17 protein-coding genes, 1 tRNA gene and 1 riboswitch are annotated in these 17,692 nt (G+C 45.7%); of the genes, 2 read left to right on the top strand and 16 right to left on the bottom strand.

Features of this window, described 5'->3' with window-relative positions:
• The first annotated feature begins 66 nt into the window (after nt 1-66).
• Entirely contained in the window at nt 67-957 is an 891-nt protein-coding gene (locus tag LL912_RS08560; protein ID WP_235553165.1) for a metallophosphoesterase family protein, read from the top strand.
• Nucleotides 958-1,070: 113 nt separating this feature from the next.
• On the opposite strand, the gene LL912_RS08555 is transcribed toward LL912_RS08560, so the two are convergent.
• From LL912_RS08555 to LL912_RS08520, 8 genes are all read right to left on the bottom strand, one after another.
• Entirely contained in the window at nt 1,071-2,342 is a 1,272-nt protein-coding gene (locus tag LL912_RS08555) for a purple acid phosphatase family protein (RefSeq protein WP_235553164.1), read from the bottom strand.
• A 255-nt stretch (nt 2,343-2,597) separates the two neighbouring features.
• Entirely contained in the window at nt 2,598-3,131 is a 534-nt protein-coding gene (locus LL912_RS08550) for a hypothetical protein (protein ID WP_235553163.1), read from the bottom strand.
• A complete protein-coding gene (locus tag LL912_RS08545; protein ID WP_235553162.1) occupies nt 3,115-3,579 on the bottom strand; it encodes a hypothetical protein in 465 nt (154 codons plus the stop codon). Before LL912_RS08545 ends, LL912_RS08550 begins: the two co-directional genes overlap by 17 nt.
• 212 nt (nt 3,580-3,791) lie before the next feature.
• On the bottom strand, nt 3,792-4,784 hold the full coding sequence (locus LL912_RS08540; RefSeq protein ID WP_235553161.1) for a DUF6620 family protein: 993 nt from the start codon (nt 4,782-4,784) through the stop codon (nt 3,792-3,794).
• 35 nt (nt 4,785-4,819) lie between these two features.
• Nucleotides 4,820-5,629 carry a hypothetical protein gene (locus LL912_RS08535; RefSeq protein WP_235553160.1) on the bottom strand — a complete coding sequence of 270 codons (810 nt, stop codon included), beginning with the start codon at nt 5,627-5,629 and terminating at the stop codon, nt 4,820-4,822.
• Between the two features lie 229 nt (nt 5,630-5,858).
• Nucleotides 5,859-6,110, bottom strand: a complete 252-nt coding sequence (locus LL912_RS08530) for a hypothetical protein (protein WP_235553159.1) — start codon at nt 6,108-6,110, stop codon at nt 5,859-5,861.
• Nucleotides 6,110-7,072, bottom strand: a complete 963-nt coding sequence (locus LL912_RS08525) for an SPFH domain-containing protein (protein ID WP_235553158.1) — start codon at nt 7,070-7,072, stop codon at nt 6,110-6,112. The genes LL912_RS08530 and LL912_RS08525 overlap by 1 nt, the downstream gene beginning before the upstream one ends.
• A 221-nt stretch (nt 7,073-7,293) precedes the next feature.
• Nucleotides 7,294-7,620, bottom strand: a complete 327-nt coding sequence (locus LL912_RS08520) for a hypothetical protein (protein WP_235553157.1) — start codon at nt 7,618-7,620, stop codon at nt 7,294-7,296.
• Between the two features lie 226 nt (nt 7,621-7,846).
• Between LL912_RS08520 and LL912_RS08515 the strand changes: the two genes are divergently transcribed.
• On the top strand, nt 7,847-9,676 hold the full coding sequence (locus LL912_RS08515; protein WP_235553156.1) for a helix-turn-helix transcriptional regulator: 1,830 nt from the start codon (nt 7,847-7,849) through the stop codon (nt 9,674-9,676).
• An 11-nt stretch (nt 9,677-9,687) separates the two neighbouring features.
• Here LL912_RS08515 and LL912_RS08510 read toward each other — a convergent pair whose 3' ends face one another.
• The 8 genes from LL912_RS08510 to LL912_RS08475 all read right to left on the bottom strand — a co-directional run bounded on the left by LL912_RS08510 (nt 9,688) and on the right by LL912_RS08475 (nt 17,152).
• Nucleotides 9,688-9,906 (bottom strand): hypothetical protein, encoded by a 219-nt coding sequence (locus LL912_RS08510; protein WP_235553155.1) that lies wholly within the window; start codon nt 9,904-9,906, stop codon nt 9,688-9,690.
• Between the two features lie 157 nt (nt 9,907-10,063).
• Nucleotides 10,064-11,194 carry a serine hydrolase domain-containing protein gene (locus LL912_RS08505; protein WP_235553154.1) on the bottom strand — a complete coding sequence of 377 codons (1,131 nt, stop codon included), beginning with the start codon at nt 11,192-11,194 and terminating at the stop codon, nt 10,064-10,066.
• Between the two features lie 191 nt (nt 11,195-11,385).
• Entirely contained in the window at nt 11,386-11,979 is a 594-nt protein-coding gene (locus tag LL912_RS08500) for an Ig-like domain-containing protein (protein WP_235553153.1), read from the bottom strand.
• A 408-nt stretch (nt 11,980-12,387) separates the two neighbouring features.
• Nucleotides 12,388-13,494 (bottom strand): acyltransferase family protein, encoded by a 1,107-nt coding sequence (locus LL912_RS08495; RefSeq protein WP_235553152.1) that lies wholly within the window; start codon nt 13,492-13,494, stop codon nt 12,388-12,390.
• Between the two features lie 133 nt (nt 13,495-13,627).
• A tRNA-Arg gene (locus LL912_RS08490) sits at nt 13,628-13,699 on the bottom strand.
• A gap of 52 nt (nt 13,700-13,751) precedes the next feature.
• The gene (locus tag LL912_RS08485) at nt 13,752-14,342 is read right to left on the bottom strand and encodes a MarC family protein (RefSeq protein ID WP_235553151.1); all 591 of its coding nucleotides are present in this window, start codon (nt 14,340-14,342) and stop codon (nt 13,752-13,754) included.
• A gap of 168 nt (nt 14,343-14,510) precedes the next feature.
• On the bottom strand, nt 14,511-15,209 hold the full coding sequence (locus LL912_RS08480) for an adenine nucleotide alpha hydrolase (RefSeq protein WP_235553150.1): 699 nt from the start codon (nt 15,207-15,209) through the stop codon (nt 14,511-14,513).
• 5 nt (nt 15,210-15,214) lie between these two features.
• The gene (locus tag LL912_RS08475; protein ID WP_235553149.1) at nt 15,215-17,152 is read right to left on the bottom strand and encodes a TonB-dependent receptor plug domain-containing protein; all 1,938 of its coding nucleotides are present in this window, start codon (nt 17,150-17,152) and stop codon (nt 15,215-15,217) included.
• Between the two features lie 140 nt (nt 17,153-17,292).
• Nucleotides 17,293-17,503, bottom strand: a riboswitch (cobalamin riboswitch).
• Nucleotides 17,504-17,692 lie beyond the last annotated feature (189 nt).

Below are 17,692 nucleotides of genomic sequence, written 5' to 3'. Positions count from 1 at the left end.
AACGATCATTAAACCCGGAGAAAGCTTTTCAGTATGAAAGGCTTTCTCCATTTAAAAAAAATGACAATGAAACGCAGCGGTTTTTTAAAAAGCATTTCTTTAACAGCGGGCGCACTGGCCCTTTCCCGGACAGCAGGGGCTGGCAGCAGGCGGAATCAACCGGTGCTTACCCTTGCGCATATTACCGATGTGCACGTAAGGCCGGATGAAGAAGTGCCGGCACGGTTTGTAAAATGCCTGGAGGAGATCAAAAAAAGAAAGGTTGATTTTTTCCTGAACGGAGGCGATTCTATACATGCAGCCGATTATAAAGATATTACCCGAGAGCGGGTGCTGGAGCAATGGGAATGCTGGGATACATGCATGCAGGCGCTTAAGGGCTACGAAGTGTACAGCTGTGTGGGCAACCACGATAACTGGTGGGCAGCGCCTTCCAAAGAAGATGCAATGTACGGGGTGAACTACGCCGCAAAACGGGCAGGTATGCCGCACCGCTATTACAGTGTTGATAAAAAAAACTGGCGGTTTATTATTCTTGACGGGAACAATAACGGCATAGCGCTGGATCAGGAGCAGCTGCAGTGGTTACAGCGCCAGCTGGAAACTACCCCGGCCGGAACGCATGTATTGCTGATGTCGCATTTCCCGATACTTACCGTTACCAATACCTGGGAAGGCGGGCAGCATAAGGATCACAAGGAACTAAAGCAGCTGTTTTATCAGCATAAGGATAAAGTACGGGTTTGCCTCAGCGGGCATCAGCACCTGCTGGACCATGCCTGGTACAATGATGTTCATTACTTCTGTAACGGAGCCATGAGTGGGTTCTGGTGGGGAAAGGGTAATGAAAAATCGGCCGCTCCCTATTATTACCAGGAAACGCCTCCCGGTTATGCTATTCTTAAACTCTATGCAGATGGAAGGGTGGAGAACGAGTACATCGTACATCGTTATTAGGAGCAGCGAAAGAAAGATAAAATGCCCAATGGTAAATGTAAAATCAAGCCCGGTAACCGGGGCTGACACCTGCCAGCCGGCATACCGGGCTTTTATGAGTTACTTTACACGGATTATTTTTTTGTTACCAGGTAGCTACCCACTTCTTTGCCGGAATCATCGAGCATACGAACCCGCACTTCCTTTTTGGAGGCGGTAACCTGTGTAATAGTGCGCGAACCGTCCCTGGGACCGCCACCGATAATGATTGGGTAGTGGTTGCCATGCTTGTCCGGTTCGTGGATCTTGTACCGGTGTGTATGACCACTCAGTACAAGATCCACCTTGCCTTTATTTAATAGCGGTTCAAATACCTGGGTGCAATGCACAGCTCCGTGTGCATCTCCGGAATAACGGGGTGGAATATGCATCATCACAATGCGGAACGACGCTTTCTTAAATGCGTTGCTGCGCATCTCCTGCTCCAGCCAACGGGCCTGTTCCAGGCGATAGACATCAAAATCCACGATACCCGCATAAACAGGATGCGTATCGTCCTTGTCTTCACCGGTGTCCAGGATCACAAAGCGCGCGGGCCCCAGTGTAAATGCAGTATGGCCTACATGATGGAAATATGCTGAAAAGTCTCGTGCAAACTTCCCGCGGGTTTCATGGTTGCCCCGTACATACACAAAGGGAAGGCTCCGTGCAAACAGATCGCAGGGCTGAAGCATATGGTCGATAATTTGTTGCTCGTCGGTTTGATAATCAAAAATGTCGCCGTTAAAAAAAACAAAATCGCGCCGGTTGCCTTTGTCGAGGTTCAGCAGGTGCGGTATGGATTGGGGACGGTCATGAATATCGTTCAGCATTACAAAGGAAACGGAATCTTTAGCGGGGTCGGCGTTTACAAACTGCTCGGTGTCTCCGTTTAGTGCTGCTCCGTATGTAAGTTTATAGGGCTGAAAATCTTTTATTTCTTTAGAAGCGATCTTGTAATAATAAGTTGTCCCGGGCTTCAGGTTGGTGAGGGTAACGCAATTGATCCTCCCCGCGGGTTTTAATCCCAGTTCGCTTTTGCCAAATGCCGTTTGATGCAGTGCATCGGCTGAAGTTCCATAGCTGACCCAGCTTGCAGCGTTTTTATTGGTGATCCATAAAATGGAGATGCTGTTGCCAAAATTGGTCTGCAGGTAGGGGCCTGCAAGGATCCTGAAGGCTTCTTCTTTTTCAGTTGCAGCAGCCAGGGCTTTTTGAGGGTTTAGCAGGGCCATGCCGCCCAGGGTAAGGCCACCTTTTAAAAAGGACCGCCGGTTATTGCTGAATTCGTTTCCGTTCATGGTATGATTGAATTGGTTGCCGGCAAAGTTGATGTATTTAATAATATGCCGGCTCTCAAAATACATAAAAACGTTATTTTTTATACAAACGGAATGGCTTTTATAAAAACCTCGCAGCGGGCGGCTTCTCGTTCACTCCATTTTTTAAACACCGGGCCGCTTCCCGGCTTATAAATGGTATTGCCGGCATTATTGAAAAAGGGAGCCTATATATGAAGGGTTCCCTTTTTTCCAGAACTTCAACCATCTGTGTTCGCGATAACGCTCGGGCATAATAGATGGTAGCATGAGATAACGAACCTGTTTTCGCGCATTGAAAATTTAACCGGCAGGCGTATGCATGCCGTCCACCGAAGATACAGCGCTTAGCCGCAAAATGGGGTCTAAAACCTCCGCTTCATAGGCCCCCAGCAACCGCTCACTTTTTTTCCCGGAACCAAAGTCTTCGCTGATGGCATAATTTTTTATGAATTGTTTTTTTCTTGCCCCCATGGCGTAATGCCAGCCGCACTGTTCTGAACTGACAAAGATGACCAGTTCGTCCAGGGTCATTAATTGTTTTTCAGGAAAGGGTGTATTGATCTTAAAAACCGCATTGCGGGTTTTGTCGAATACATAACGCACATTGACGCGGAAAATAAAATCATACAGCCCATGCAGGAACAGGTAAGCGATTATTGAATACCCGAGCACGCGGCCGCCTTCGCCCAATTGCTGATAGAAGATATAAACAGCGCCTGCGAGGCCTGCTATTGCTGCTACAAACCAGTACAGGCTTTTTAACAGATGATAATGCGGTTGCAGCGAAACAGATTGCGGCGTTTCTTCAATTTTATATTTATCTCTGGCGGTCATGATTGCTGATGATTTCGTCGATTTCGTTTAAGATGCGCTGCATTGCCCGGGTAGTAACGCCCTGGGCGATAAGGGCTCGTTTTGTTTTCCCGTCTTTCAGGTAGCATATATTCAAAGAAGTATTGGTGGTAAACAAGCCCTGTTTTAACTGATGCAGCTCAAAGCTTTGAAAGTCGGACAGGGGAATCCGAACGGCGGGCCGCAGCAAGGCGGCTTTGGCGCGTATCTCGCGGTTGTTCAGATCAATGACCAGCGACCGAGAGATCATGCCCGCAAACCCTAATGCGGCGAATGCGAGCAAGAGCCAGCCAATAACGGGGTATTTGCCCTCACGGAGTATCAGGTAGCTGAGCAGCGGTAAAAAAATGATCAGCGCAATGGGCAAAAAATAGGAGGGCTTCATTTTGTATACATTGCCCTCGGCTGTAAAGTGTTTGAATGATTGCATGTGCGTTTTTTATCAACTGTTTTGTAGTAAGAAAATAATGTTGCGCACCGGATGAACCGATGCATTACCGGAGTGATGGGTTTTACCTTTGTATGAACGGTTGCTGCTTGCAGAAAAGGGGTGGCCGCGCAACTATTTTATTCCATTTGACCGGTGTCGTCTGATCACCCCGGGCCCGGATTATAAAAGCATAACTGCTGGCTGCTACCGGTTTAGAAGGTTACGTCGTCGGCAATATTTCCGCCCTGCTCTTTTGCAAATCGTTCCGCATATTCTTTTTGCTTCTGTAGCTGATAATCCATATAATGTTGAATCTCGTTACTATTGAACTGCTGGTTTTGTGCGGTCATCCAGTTCATGGCAACAGACTGGAAGTCGGAAAGGTTAATGCCGAAGTGTTCCAGTATCCATTGAGCGCCATCCAACCCGTATTCGTAAGCTGCAGTTCTTGCACCGCAAAGTTCTTCGTAAAAATACCGGTCAGTTTTTAATTTTTCCAGGTTGGCGTTTCCATCCGGTGCGGCTGCAGCAGCCGGTTTCAGGCCGGCCAGTTTGGGATGTTCGCCGGCAATGGCAAAGTATTCGCCATATTTGGTCATGATGCCAAAGCTGGCATCTTCTTTCATCCGTTCCGGCCAAAGGAGGTTTACTTCTTCCCATACCGCTTTTTCAATACCCATGGCTTTCAGGATCGTTTCTTCAGGAATGCCCTGTGTGGTAGCATGTGCAATGCCGGCATAGTCGTACAGCGAAATGCCATGGATTGGTTCGTACAGCGGATTCCCTTCTTCCTGCACCTGGTTAAATCCCTGGGTGGCATAACCGGTAAGCTCCATGGAGTTGGCCATTTCAAATTGTATAAGCTGGTCGTAGTTATGCCCGTTCCACTGAAGGTATAACTGCTTAATGGCTTCTCTTTTTAAGTTCCGTTTTTCGTTTTCACTGAGGACTTCATCCTGGTTGGCCAGCAGTTCTTCATAATGCCGGTTTGCTGCAGCATCAAAGGCTTCTTTGGTGTAATGGGTGCCGTGCTGTGTTTGGGGGTCAAACTGGTGATGATTTCCCGGTGCCGGCATGTCGTTATCATCGTTTGCTTTATTTGCATGCGGGTTGAAGGGCTGATGGAACGGGTTGGCTCCCTGTACTTGTTCTTTTTGCTGTTCAGCTTCGTTGCTGAGGAGATTGTTCAGGAATTTTTTAAACATGATCCTTGCTTTAAAGTGTTATAAATAGATGGTGGTCAGACAGATTTATTGAAATCGTCAAGTTGTCGCTGGTAAAATTTTTCGTTGGAAGCTGCCATATCGGGAACGATCCGGTTCCATTCGTCGAACATGCTCCGCAAATAGTAACGGTAAAGATCCGGGTTCCGGCCGGAGTCGTTATGGTAGGCCTCCAGCAAATGCGCCGTGCGTTCCTCTGCAAGATCCCGTGCAATCCAGCTCAGGCTTTTTGCCAGTGTACTGGGTTCGTAGGTGTTTTGCGTGCGACATGCCGGGCATTGCAGGTAACTGGTGGTGAAATAAATTTTTTCCAGTTCAATGGGCGCGCCACATTGCTGGCATTTGAACTGGTTTTTCAGTTGCGCATGCTCATCCAGGATTTTTTGATACAGGGCTTCGTGGTCCTGCCTGGTGGCGGCTTCAACTTGTTCCTGCCAGTGATTGCAAAAATCCTCGAATCTCCGGTAGCGCTCGGCGCAGGTCTCGCTGAACTGCAGGGTTGCGGTATAGGAAAGACCCGCGTTATCCATCTGGTAATAAAAAGGACGGATCTTTTGTGCTTCTGTTTGCCGGGCTTTTTCCCGCACCTGGTTGATTTGTCCGCGGATGCCGCTCCAAACCTGGCCGATATTGGCTTCATATATGGCATCGGTGCTGCTGCGCATGGCTTTTAGCTCGGGTATGGCCGCCAGGCAGAGCTCTTCAACCCGTTCTTCCAGTTTCTGAAGAAACGCAAACCACCGATCCTGCGTCTCGCGCATCTGCTGTGTCCATTCTGACGGTACCGGGTTCCCGGTCTCTTTTTTGTTGCCAAATAAACCAAACATTGTTTTATGCTTTTTGAATTACCGGAGCGTTGTAATGCTTTGATCCGTTTCTGAACTTTATTGTTCTTTCCGCGGGCCGCGGCCTGCTTTGCCGGCGGCGATCGCGCCTGTTTTACGAGGAAGTGCTGAAAGGTCTTCGTGTTTTTTTGAACGGGTTAAACGCTGGTACCATAATTTGCCGGCTGTTCTTTTTTAAGTGGATACCGCGCCGTATAATCACGAATCGGTTTTATTGATGTTCTCTTGAGTTGTCTTCTTTTTTAATATGCAGCCCATCCGTGAGCGTTACCTGCAAAAATTCGAAACCGCAATAAGCGCAATGGCTGATGCCGTCGTCCTTGGCCCTCCCGGCCCCGCAGTTGGGGCAGGTGCGCGCTCCGATATGGGCTTCTTTTTCTGTTATAGGGCCGCCGTATTTTTCCTGGGCCTGTGCCCTGGCTTTGAGTTTTTCTAAAAAGGATTGTGCTTTCTTTTCTTCCATTATAACTGTGTTAATAGCTCGGCTTTTTTGGCTTTGTATTCTTCATCGTCGATCAGGCCGTTTTCAAAAAGTGTTTTGAGCTTTTGCAGCTTTGCCGTAATGTCTTCCTTGGGTGCGGCTGCCGGTGTTGCAATATCCGTCCGGTTTTGCTGAAGCTGGTTCATCATCAGGCCCATGGCCATCGCCGTTTGCGTCGCATCGTTCAGGACCGTGCCTTTATCCCCGATTGCATTGGCTGTATTGAACTTTGTGAATTTATCCATGTCCGTTACCATATTCATATTGGTAACTTTATCGTAAAACGCGGTTACTTCTTCCGGCAGCGTAACACTGGTAATGATGAACTGCGTCAGCTCAAGGCCCAGGGAAGCAAAATAGGGTTTCAGGTGCGGTTCGATCTTCTTGCCAAGATCGGTTATATTGCCGGCCACAGCGGTTACAGGGATCTGTTCTTTTGCGAGGACTTCTCCGAATTTCGGCGCCACAAAATCGCGCAACTGGGCCTGTAGCTCAAAAATGGTCAGGCGGGGGAATGTGCCGGCATAGGTGCTGAAAAAAGTACCGGGATCTGCGATTTTAATGTCAAAACTGCCAAAGGCTCGTATACGCACCTGTCCAAACCGGGGGTCGTTCATTAAGATGGGTGCAGGCGTGCCCCATTTATTAGTGATAAAATGATGGGTGTTAAAAAAGTAAACATCCGCTTTGAAGGGACTTTCGAAACCATACTTCCATCCCTTAAGCCGGCTGATGATGGGAATATTTTCTGTTGACAGGGTATGCAGCCCGGGCAAGAAAATATCTGCCAGCTGTCCTTCGTTCAGCAATAATGCCTGCTGGCTTTCTCTTACGGTTAATTTAGCGCCATTTTTAATTTCCTTGTCTTTGTCGGCAAATTTCCACATCAGGAGGTTCGGGTCGGGAGTGGGCGACTCGATAATTTCAATAAAAGGTAAGCTCATGTTTTAATTTTTAGATTCCGGTGGACCGGAAAGGTCATTCATTCATAAGTTCCTGCAGGCTCCCTTGCAGATCCTGCCCGTGAATGTACAACCTTTTTGTTTCCCATCCAGGTAAAAGCCGGCAATGAATAAAGAGCGAATGTATGAGTGGTGTTTTTCTGTTTCTTTATGAAACAGCGGGCAACGGCCGGTATCAGGAGAAATATTTGCCTGGATCTTTTTTAACCGATGAAAGCAAATTTGTTTTCAAAGAATTTTCCGACCAGGGGAATGTTTTTTTCGACGCCGTTGATGGCATTCAGCAGGCCGAAGATCCATAAAATAAGGAATGCAATACCGCTCAGGTAGGAAAGAACACTGATCCCGGGAATAAGACGAGTCAGGATGCCAACAGCGATATTAACAACAAGCGATAGGAGGAAAAGTCCGAGGAATTGTCGCAGATGATATTTCAGCAAGCGGTCGGGCTGTTCTTTTCCCTTAATATAGGCGTAAAGCCAGCCGAAAATAGTAAGATAGGAGATTACGGATAGGTCTTTGTTACTCATTTTTTTTTGTTTAAAGCGTAATTGATACCGGGGTAAAACTGCATAGGGATGAGCTTCCGGCAAAATTTTATGCCATTACATAATGGCTACATTCGGAGTAAGGGGTGTCTACAAAATGTCTACAATGATTTTAAATTGTTGATACACATATTTTTATCAAAAGAGTTGGGGTGTTGTTTTTTGGAAGATATAATGCCGGACAGCAAGAATTCTATAAATTCACCTCATGAAAAGCGTTGTAACAGTCCTGGTCTTGTTCTTTTTGAATGCCGGAGCTCAGAATCCCTATATCGACAGTTTGAAAAAAGAGCTGGCCGTGGCTCCCACAACGGGCCTGTATTTTAAACTGGCCGAAGCGTACCGGTACAATGATGACTATGAGCAGGCTGTGGCCACCGCCAAAAGCTATGCCGCAATGGCGGAGTCCCAAAGGAATAACCTGGAGCAAGCGAAGGCTTATGGATTGCTCACGCATATTCAGCTAAACAAAGGCGATTATAAGCTGGCACAGCAGTACCTGGATTCGGCAGAGAAGATCGCGGGGATGTCAAATGCTTCCCTGGTAAAAGATTACGCTCTGCTGGCAAAAGCGGTGTTCTATTATAATATTGATAAAGATGATATGTTGGTTACCCTTTGCCAGCAAATCTTAAAGGATGTAGAGCCTGCCGGCAAGGATCCTTTTCTGATGGCCAAGTGTTATTATTATTTATATGCTGTTTATACCACCTATAATGATTTTCCCAAAAGCCTGTATTATGCAAGCAAAGCAGCAACAGCGGCGGCCGCGGCAGGCGATCAAAACCTGCTGAGTTCTGCCTATTCGGCGCTTGCCGTCGTGTATCCTTACCGGTACGACAAAGAAAAAAAGCAGGCCGATCTGGACTCTACCATGTATTATTCGCGGGCCGCCGGTGACCTGTTCTTTAAGTACCCCGGAAAAGTGGCCTATCATACCTATGCGCTGGCACGGATGAACCTTTCGAGCTATTATCTCAAGTATGATACCGCCAACGATCCGCAGATCCGCCAGGTCATTACAGATACCCTTCGGTCGGTGCTTCAGTTTGCCGCAAAGGGGGTGGCAGATAACCAGGATATTATTGCCAGTTGTTATGGCATGCTGGGAACATTGGCCAGGCGCGCTAATGATTTTGCCCAGGCAGAGCGTTACTACCTGCAGGCCAAGCAAACGCTGGATACAGCAGCCAAACCATTTTACCATACCCGCAACACCCTGTTATCGGATATGGCGGCCCTGTATGCCGCGCAGGGGCATTACTCAAAGGCTTATGAACTGGAAAAGGAACTGCTGGAGAACAATACAAAGTTATTTGATGAAGACCAGGCGCTGATGGTGAATAAGCTGGAAGCGCAATACCAGGCGGCGAAAAAAGAGCAGGAAGTGCAGGTGTTAAAAGACAAGGCCCGCAGCCAGCAGAAGGCGCAGCATCTCTATTTCGGTCTGGCCGGCATCGGGTTGCTGGGCGCCTTTTTTATGTTCCGCTCGTATCATTTTAACCTGAAATATTCGGTGGAACGTGAGAAAAAGCTGGAGGCGGAGCAGCATGATGCGCAAACCCGTCTGCGTCTGCAGCTGGCAGAAAGCGCACGCTTAAAAGCCGAACAGGAATTGCTGGAACTGCAACAGCAAAAACTACGCGACGAGATCATGATGAGCCAGTTGCAGGTGCAGCATAAAAACGAATTGCTGCTACAGCTGAAAGAAAAATTAAAGGAAGCGCAGCCGGTGAATATCCAGCAGATCATCCGGGATGAAGATTTACTGGATGGCGATTTCGAAAAAGCCCAATTCAGTATCCAGGAAGTGCACCCTAACTTTTTTAAAAATATCCATGAACGTTCTGTTCAAAAGCTTACCTCGCTCGATCTGAAGTATTGTGCCTATTTATACCTGGGTATGGATACCAAGCAGATTGCCGGGTTGCTGCACGTGGAGCCCAAAAGTGTACGCATGACCAAGTACCGGTTAAAACAAAAATTTGATCTTGACAAAGAAACCGACCTGGTCGCATTCCTGAAGGGGATTGCCTGAAAATGCCGGTCTCAGGCAAGTTCCAGTATTGTCTGTTTGAGTTCGTTGAATGTTTCTTCCGAAATAGCAACCATGTAAGCGAAGGAACCGTTGGTAAATCGGCTGCTGATCAGTTCCGACAAGTATTCATTTGCTGAAGGAGACAGTTCTTTTTGAGAAGCGTGCAAAAACACATAAGAAAGATTATTATTCACGTGCCGGGGTTGAACCACAAGCTTGTAGCAGTACATAAACAGAAGTTTTTGCAAAGATAATCAAAAGACCAACTGCTAAACCCCGGAACGGCTTTTTCTTAGCGCTATAAAGCTGGCGCCCCGGTATTTTCAACAGCACTTATCCTGTCGGAACCTTTTGGAGCGATTCAAATGAATAAGATTTGCCAGGCTACTAAAGTTGCAACATATCTGAAATCAGTTCATCCTTCAGCGCTGCCAGTCTTTCCTGGCCACTGCTGTCATTTACCAGCAGGATAATGGCTGCATCATTATCCGGATAGAGATAGCAAAGGGCAGTAAAACCACATCCGTCTCTTCCTGTATGCATAATGAAGGGCAGGCCATTATCTTCCTTGCCCAACATCCACCCCAATCCTATACTCATGCCATCCGGTTTTGTAAAAGTAACAGTATGGCTCAGGTTAATGGCGGGATTTTTCCTGTTTAAATTAAAGGCAGCATACCGAAGCATGTCCGCCGGGGTCGAAAACATAGATGGTGCGGCTCTGAACCCATTATCGGGGATAAATGTCAAAACTTTACCCTGCTCATCGTGGCCTGGTACCAGTTGTGTTTCCTCTTTTGATGTCAGCCGGGGTTTGGTATGTACGATTCCTGCCTGGTCCTTCAGGAGAGCAGTAATCAACTGATCGAACGGCTTCTGATAAACACGCTGTAAAATTGCGATAAGAACCATCATCGCGTTTCCGTTATAACGATACCTGGTTCCGGGAACTGTATCCAGTGTAAAATGATGCATATCCCGATACAGGCTATCAACGGTATATGCCTGGTAAAATTTCCGGAAGGCTTCGGGTTTCAATTTGGAAACACTGTCTATATATTTATCGTCGTAATCTCTCGACATGGCAGGCAAGGCAGAAGTGTGGTTGGCCAGATCTACCAGCCGAACCGGGTGCCCCTTGTACTGTAAATTGGGGTAGCTGCCGGGCAGATACTTCCGGATATCATCGGTTAGTTGTACTTTCTTTTCGATAACTGCCTGGGCCAGCAGGATACCTACGAAGGTTTTTGCGATTGAACCCAGGCCGAATAACGAAATAGGTTGACTGATGGGGCCTGTTCCGTGATGAAAAGTATACTGATGCGGTGCGCCGTTTTTGATGATGCCGATCGACAAGTCGAATGTTACCGGAGATTGCATATAATGCTCAGCTGCGCGCTGAACCAAACGGTCAAGCGGCGTTTTTAGCGGGTTATCACTTTTAATAGCTGATTGCGCCTCTTGTCCACTGCAGTACTGCGATAAAATGGTCAGTATAATAAAGATTTTTAGGTGCATTGATTTCATATTCGTGTATAATAGTAAGGCTTGAAATAAAGGTACATAAAATCCTTCTTTCTTAGCAATCAGGTCTTTCAGCCGCAGGGAGCCTATTCCGGTCCTGAGCTCAGGGAACATTCAATTACGCTACAATCTTTACCCGGTCAAACAGCCTTTGTTGTAATAGTGAAAACTACAGGGGATACGCGCTAATTTGGATTGGGGATTGGATGGATCTTTACTTTGCATATGGCCATTGCAGTGCTGTTCTTTGTTTTTAGTGTAACCGTCGCTTCTCCCGGAGCGATACATTTGATGTTCCCATCCTGGTCAATAGTGGCTACAGACTCAGGAGCGATAGAAAAAATGAGATCCTTTCTGTTGGCATTATCTGGATTGTAACTGTAAGTGACATATGCAGGGGTCTGGCCCACCGCAAACGCGTATTCATCTTCCATGAATTGGACCGATTCAATATATAGGTACTCAACCGTTAAATTTATTTTCACCTCAACGCCATCGACTTTACTTTTACCGGTAATTTGGCAGGTGCCTTCTTTTATTCCGTAGACTGTTTGGCCGTCTACAAATGCAATGGAAGGGTCGGATGAGGTCCATATTATTGTACTATCGTAGGTATTTGCCGGCGTTAATTGATACTCTATTGTAAAATGGTTGCTGACTTTCAGCGTGGAGATCGCATTGGTTACCGTTATTGAAGACAGCGGTGCCGGTTTGGCCGAGCGGTCTTTCTGGCAAGCGTAAATGCCCAGCAGTAACAGTAAAAGCGTTAGATTTTTCATAATAGTTGTTTTAGTAATTATGTAATATTGTTTTTCACCGAGATCTGTTTGTTGTTCTTTCAAATGTTGCTGTTGTTAATACGATCTCCCGGTAACGAGTTACGACCGGTTGCTTTTGGCCTGATTCAGGATGTGTCCTTTTTAATAAGCAAAAGCGTTTTGGTGCCCGAACCGCGCGGCATGACCGAGGCACGAAAATACTGGATTTACAGGATAAATATAGAATATGTGGAAGTTGTAATCTTCTGTAAATGAAAAAACACAGCATTTTGGGGCTCTTGCTGGAATTCAATTTGTCCGTAAAAAAATGAATTTGAGGTAACGGTTGAGGTTGCTTTACATCAGCGGCAATCGGTTTAGCTTGTCATCTATGGAATGAACAGGTAGGAGAAGCTACAGTAAGACAGCTTATATTGGTCTGGTTTTAATTATTTCAAATCGGGATTTGATCCGAAGAAACGGCTTTTCAATTAAAAAATATGATACAATCGCCGACACAATTGTAAAGCCCAATGAGTACATAAAAGTAAATACTGGGTCCTTTGGCGCTAACCTAATGTGTTTTACAATGTACAACGCAATCGCATTTCCCAACAAATGATATACATATAGTCCGTAGGACCTTTTGCCCAGAAAAACAAATAATTTAAAGGAGAGTACCCTCTTCAAAAATATATTATTTAATGCGGTATATAGAAAGAATGACGTACAAACACCAACTAGTGTATACAGCAAAATCAGCGAATATGAGATGGTTTCTACTCCTGGAAGCAGCGATATAATAAACAGTAGTGCGCACGCAATTAAAAATAGAATGAATGAATTTACTTTTTTAAATAACCGATCAAAACCGCCAAATCCGATAACCATACCCAGCAATATAGATTCAAAATGTGTAACCGGGAGTACCCAAATTGCAGGGTGATCAGCGTGGTGTTGTATAAAAACCAGTCTTATGATATTTAATACAACAAACGAGATTGCCAAAACATAAATTCTTTTCTTTGTTGCGATGCCCATCAGCAACAGCACCATAAAAGGAATGAACACGTAAAATTGTTCTTCATATGATATCGTCCATAAGTGACTAACAAACGGAAGTGGATTGTATCCATATACAGCCGCAATAATATTATCTGTAAACGTCAATAGACCAATAATCCTGATTTTTGTACTATAACCCAAATCACCTCCGGAAAACATGTACACAGATACAGACAGTAGTATAAATAATATATAAATTGGCCATATTCTAAAAATCCTTCTAAGGTAGAATTTTTTAAAGTTTATAACTCCTGTTCTATCGAACTCAATCGTTAGAAGTTTAGTAAATAAGTACGCTGATAACGCAAAAAATAGATCAACACCAATCCATCCGGTCTTGTGAAGCACAGAAATTTCTTTTACATCAACAAAGGAGGTTGTATGGTGAATAAAGACCAATAAAAATGCAAAGAATCTAAGACCATCAAGTTCAGGCATATATACTCTTTGCGATAAAGTTTTGTAGTTCATCCGGTTAAACAGAATGGTTTGCTTTGAAATAAAAAAAATGAGGCATAAATTTAGCAAGCAAAGCTATCCAAAGTCAATATTGGGGTAATTTTGCCTGTAAATGAAAAAACACAGCATTTACGCTGTGCTTTAGTAGCCTCGACAGGAATCGAACCTGTATCTGGAGCTTCGGAAACTCTTATACTATCCATTGTACTACGAGGCCATACCGCTTAAGGGTCGGCAAATATAAAGAACTTTATTACAATTACACCAAATTATTGTGTATGTTGAAATAAACCGGCTGCATTGGAGGCAAAAATCTTGATGGCAATGGCCAGCAGGATCACTCCGAAAAATTTCCGGATGGCGATAAGGCCGCTCGGTCCCAGTAATTTGGCCAGCCGGGTAAGGGATTTTAATACAATATAAATGATCAGCAGGTTGAGCAGGATAGCGATCAGGATGGTTACTTCTTTGTAGTTGGCTTTTAACGACATGATCGTAGTCAGCGTGCCGGAACCGGCAATCAGCGGAAAAGCCAGAGGCACCAGGGTAGAGGCTTTCACATCTCCGTCCGGTTTAAAAAATTCCACGCCCAGCACCATTTCCATGCCGAGAATGAAAATGACGATGGAGCCCGCTACGGCAAAGGATTTTACATCCAGCCCCAGTACATTCAGGATGGGCTCCCCAAGAAAAAGAAAGAGGATCATGAGGGAACCGGCAATCAGGGTTACTTTGAATTCCCGGATGCCACCGATCTTGTTCTTCATCGAAATCAGGATGGGAATAGATCCGATGATATCAATGATGGCAAAAAGTGTAAAAGTAACAGTGAGTATGGCTTTATAATTCAATGAATCCATGCCTGAAGGTTTTCCTGCAAAGGTAAATTGTTAGGGGTATAAAACCGTTGAATACCGGATCTGCGGACGCGAACGATGGGGCTTACCGGAATATTCCGCTTACCCCTGCAGACCTGGTACCGTTTAAAATAAGGACCCTGCTGTAGAAAAGGCTGCCATAAATGGTGGTTACTGATCGCCGAACCGGAGATGACGGAAACAAACCTGCTCCTGTTCATTCACTGGTGATGGAAAGAACCGGTGCCGCCAGCCCTCGGAACGGTAGGGGACCGGCTTACGGAAAACCGGACCTGCATAACAAAAACTATGGTATTCCCCGTTTTCGCCGCAGGGATCGGCCGGCGCCGGAAAAGCGGCTATCAGCGCCGGAGATAACTGTTTTCCGCAATATTCCATATCCAGCATTGACCCGTTCACACAACAGATTACCGCTTCGAACCCGGATTGAAAAAAATGCCGGAGATAGATCCGGGAATCCATCTGCCAAAGGGGAAAAAGGCCCTTCATAGCAACCTGCTGCAACTGTTGCTCCCGGTATTGCCGCAGGTCCTCCAGAAAGAGGTCGCCAAACGCCACGGTATGGATCCCTTCCTGTTTTGCCTGCTTCAGCACCCGCCGCATTTCCGTTTCATAACTGTGCCGGGTACTGGTGGAAACATCTATTTTCAGCAGCGGGATGCCGGCGCTTAAGGCCTGTGCGGTGATAAGGGACTCGGGAATCTCATGCATCGAAGACCTCCGGTCTGCATTCAAAACCGTCAGCAGGTAGCGGACCTCATACAGCCCCTCCTGTTGCAGGCGGTACAGGGTGTAAGCGGCATCCTTGCCGCCACTCCAGCTAAGCAGGATCGGGATTTTTTTTTGCACCGGCGCTATAAGTTGATAAGAAGACCGCCCATAAAATTAAAGCGCCTTGTATTATACCCCGGTGTGTCAAAATAGACCTGGTCTGTCATATTCCTGAAGTCAGTATATATTTTGACTTTGGGCGTAAAAGCATATGAAGCATAAAAGTCAAGGGTGTAATAATGCGGTAGTACCGGTGTCCCAGCATCAAACTCGCCCTTAAGGCGATTGCCGATAAAGCGGAACGCAGGATTGATCGTAAGCTTTTTTACGGGAGTGAGCACCAAGCTGCTGTTGAAGATGAAATTAGGCCGGCGATAGAGGTTATTGATCGAGCCGGAATTATTTTTGCCCTGACCATCCACATAACTCAGGTTGTTTGAAAAGCTTCCGATCTGGCCTATTGCTATAGAACTCTCCATTTCAAAGCCGTAGTCATGTTGCTCGTTCTGGTTCATATAATAACTTTCAAAAGTGGTGGCGTCGGTATAATAAATAATCAGATCTTTAATATCTCTTTTAAAACCTACAATGCGGAACCAGCTTCTCCCCTCGTCAAAATTTGTTTGTACACCTGCTTCATAGTTAGTGCTTTTTTCCGGCTTCAGTTCGGTTGTTTTATTATGGTATTCGCCGTACAGTTGGTACAGGGAGGGCTCCCGGAAGCCACTCGATATATTCACAAATAATTTGGTGTTATTACTGATATTATAGGATGGATTAATGGAAAATGTGGCATTCGATCCGTACTTGCTGTTCTTATTGACCCGTATCCCCATTTCGTTATTAAATCCTTTTAAATCCAACAATAGAAGCGAAATGTATCCAGCAAAATTATTGAACCTGGCAGCGTCTTTTCCAAGAGGGGCTGCTTCGTAGGGGCCGAAGGACGAAATACTTTTATATTGCTGGTCGGTATTGATTGCCGTATACTGAAGCCCGGCCAGAAACGAAACATGACTACTGAAATAATAGTTGCCAAAAAGATCGGTGATGTAGGAATGCCCCTTGTATAAACCATAGGACCATTTCGCAAACCCGCCAACATGAGCGCTATCGTCGCTATATACTCTTTCACTGCTGACGATGCTTTGAGAAAGTGTGATTGCTGTTTGGGTACTCTTGTATTGTAGCTTCAGCGTATTTATCAGATTTTGGCTGTTAATACGGTAGTCCCTGTCGTCCGTAAAAGCCCCCGCATCGCCATCGGCTTTATATTTACTGAACATTCCCATATAGGCTGCGGAAAACCGATTGGATATTTTATAACCAAGATTAGCCTGGATATTATTTTGATTGAATCCATCCCGATCAAAATTGTTACTTTTCATGCTGTCATATGCAGCAGAAAATCCTTTGGAGTTGATCTGGTTGTACGAAATATTATAGTCGAACCGATCAATGGTGCCCCTGATCCCGATATTGCCTTTGAAAGTTTGGTAGGAACCATAGCTCAGATGTGCATTGGGCATTATTTTATCCGTTCCGCCTTTTTTAGTAACAATATTGATGACGCCAGCCATGGCGTTGCTTCCCCAAAGGGTGCTTTGCGATCCTTTGAGGATCTCAATCCGTTCAATTTGCCCGACATTGATGTTGTTGATGTCAATTGGCGCACTGCTGTTCTGCGAAGGATCATTGATCGGGATTCCGTCAATCAGGATCAGCGTATTGCCCGTAGCGCTTCCTCTGAAATAAAGTTCCTGGTTACTTCCAATGGTATTATTTGCTCCTGCAGTAAAAATCGCGGCCTGTGTATTAAGGATTTCGGTTAGTGACTTGTCTAAATTCCGCTGCAGTGTCGTCTGGTCAATGATCGTTACCACCTTGCCTGTCTGGTTTTGTTTTAACGGAGTTTTCGAAGCTGTAACGGATACTTCATCGAGGTTTGCCGTTTGCTGATCCTGTGCCAGCAGCTGGCCGCTGCAAAACACAGCAGCCATCATTAAAATCGTTTTCTTCATTTTAAATGGATCTTAAATGACTGCTTCCGGTGGAAATAAAATAGCAGGAGACTGTTCAATCGGGTAAGGCTTATTACCCGCTCAAATGCCGCTCATATTATACTTTTCTCCCGAAAGCTGAATATTGTTCTTTCCGCGGTGACGGAATACCGGTCTGGCAGGTCTTCTGGCTTGGGGATTACTTTAAAACCTTCCCGCAGCGCAAAACGCCGCAGTGGTATCTTTTAAAGCGGTCTTCTTATCTTATCCGGATAATAAAGAACCCCTTACAGCTACGGGGATAGCGCCGGACTTACACCGGACTTCCCTTTTCATTCCCGCTTACGGGAAACCAGATCCGGTGCAAAAGTAAGGTTCCCGGTTTGATGTACATTATTTTTTTTAGTAATCGGAAAAAGCACGCGGACACAAGGGGCTGTTACACCGGCAACCCCATTTTTTCAGGAAGAAGAAAAGTTGTAGCGCCGTTGATTCAAAGCCGGTGTACAGTTTTGAAGCGGCTTTAAGCCGGTCTGCAGGACCACCGGATGATGGAGGTGC

Source organism: Niabella agricola (genome assembly GCF_021538615.1).
Classification (GTDB): Bacteria; Bacteroidota; Bacteroidia; order Chitinophagales; family Chitinophagaceae; genus Niabella; species Niabella agricola.
This window is presented reverse-complemented; position numbering and strand designations above follow the sequence as displayed.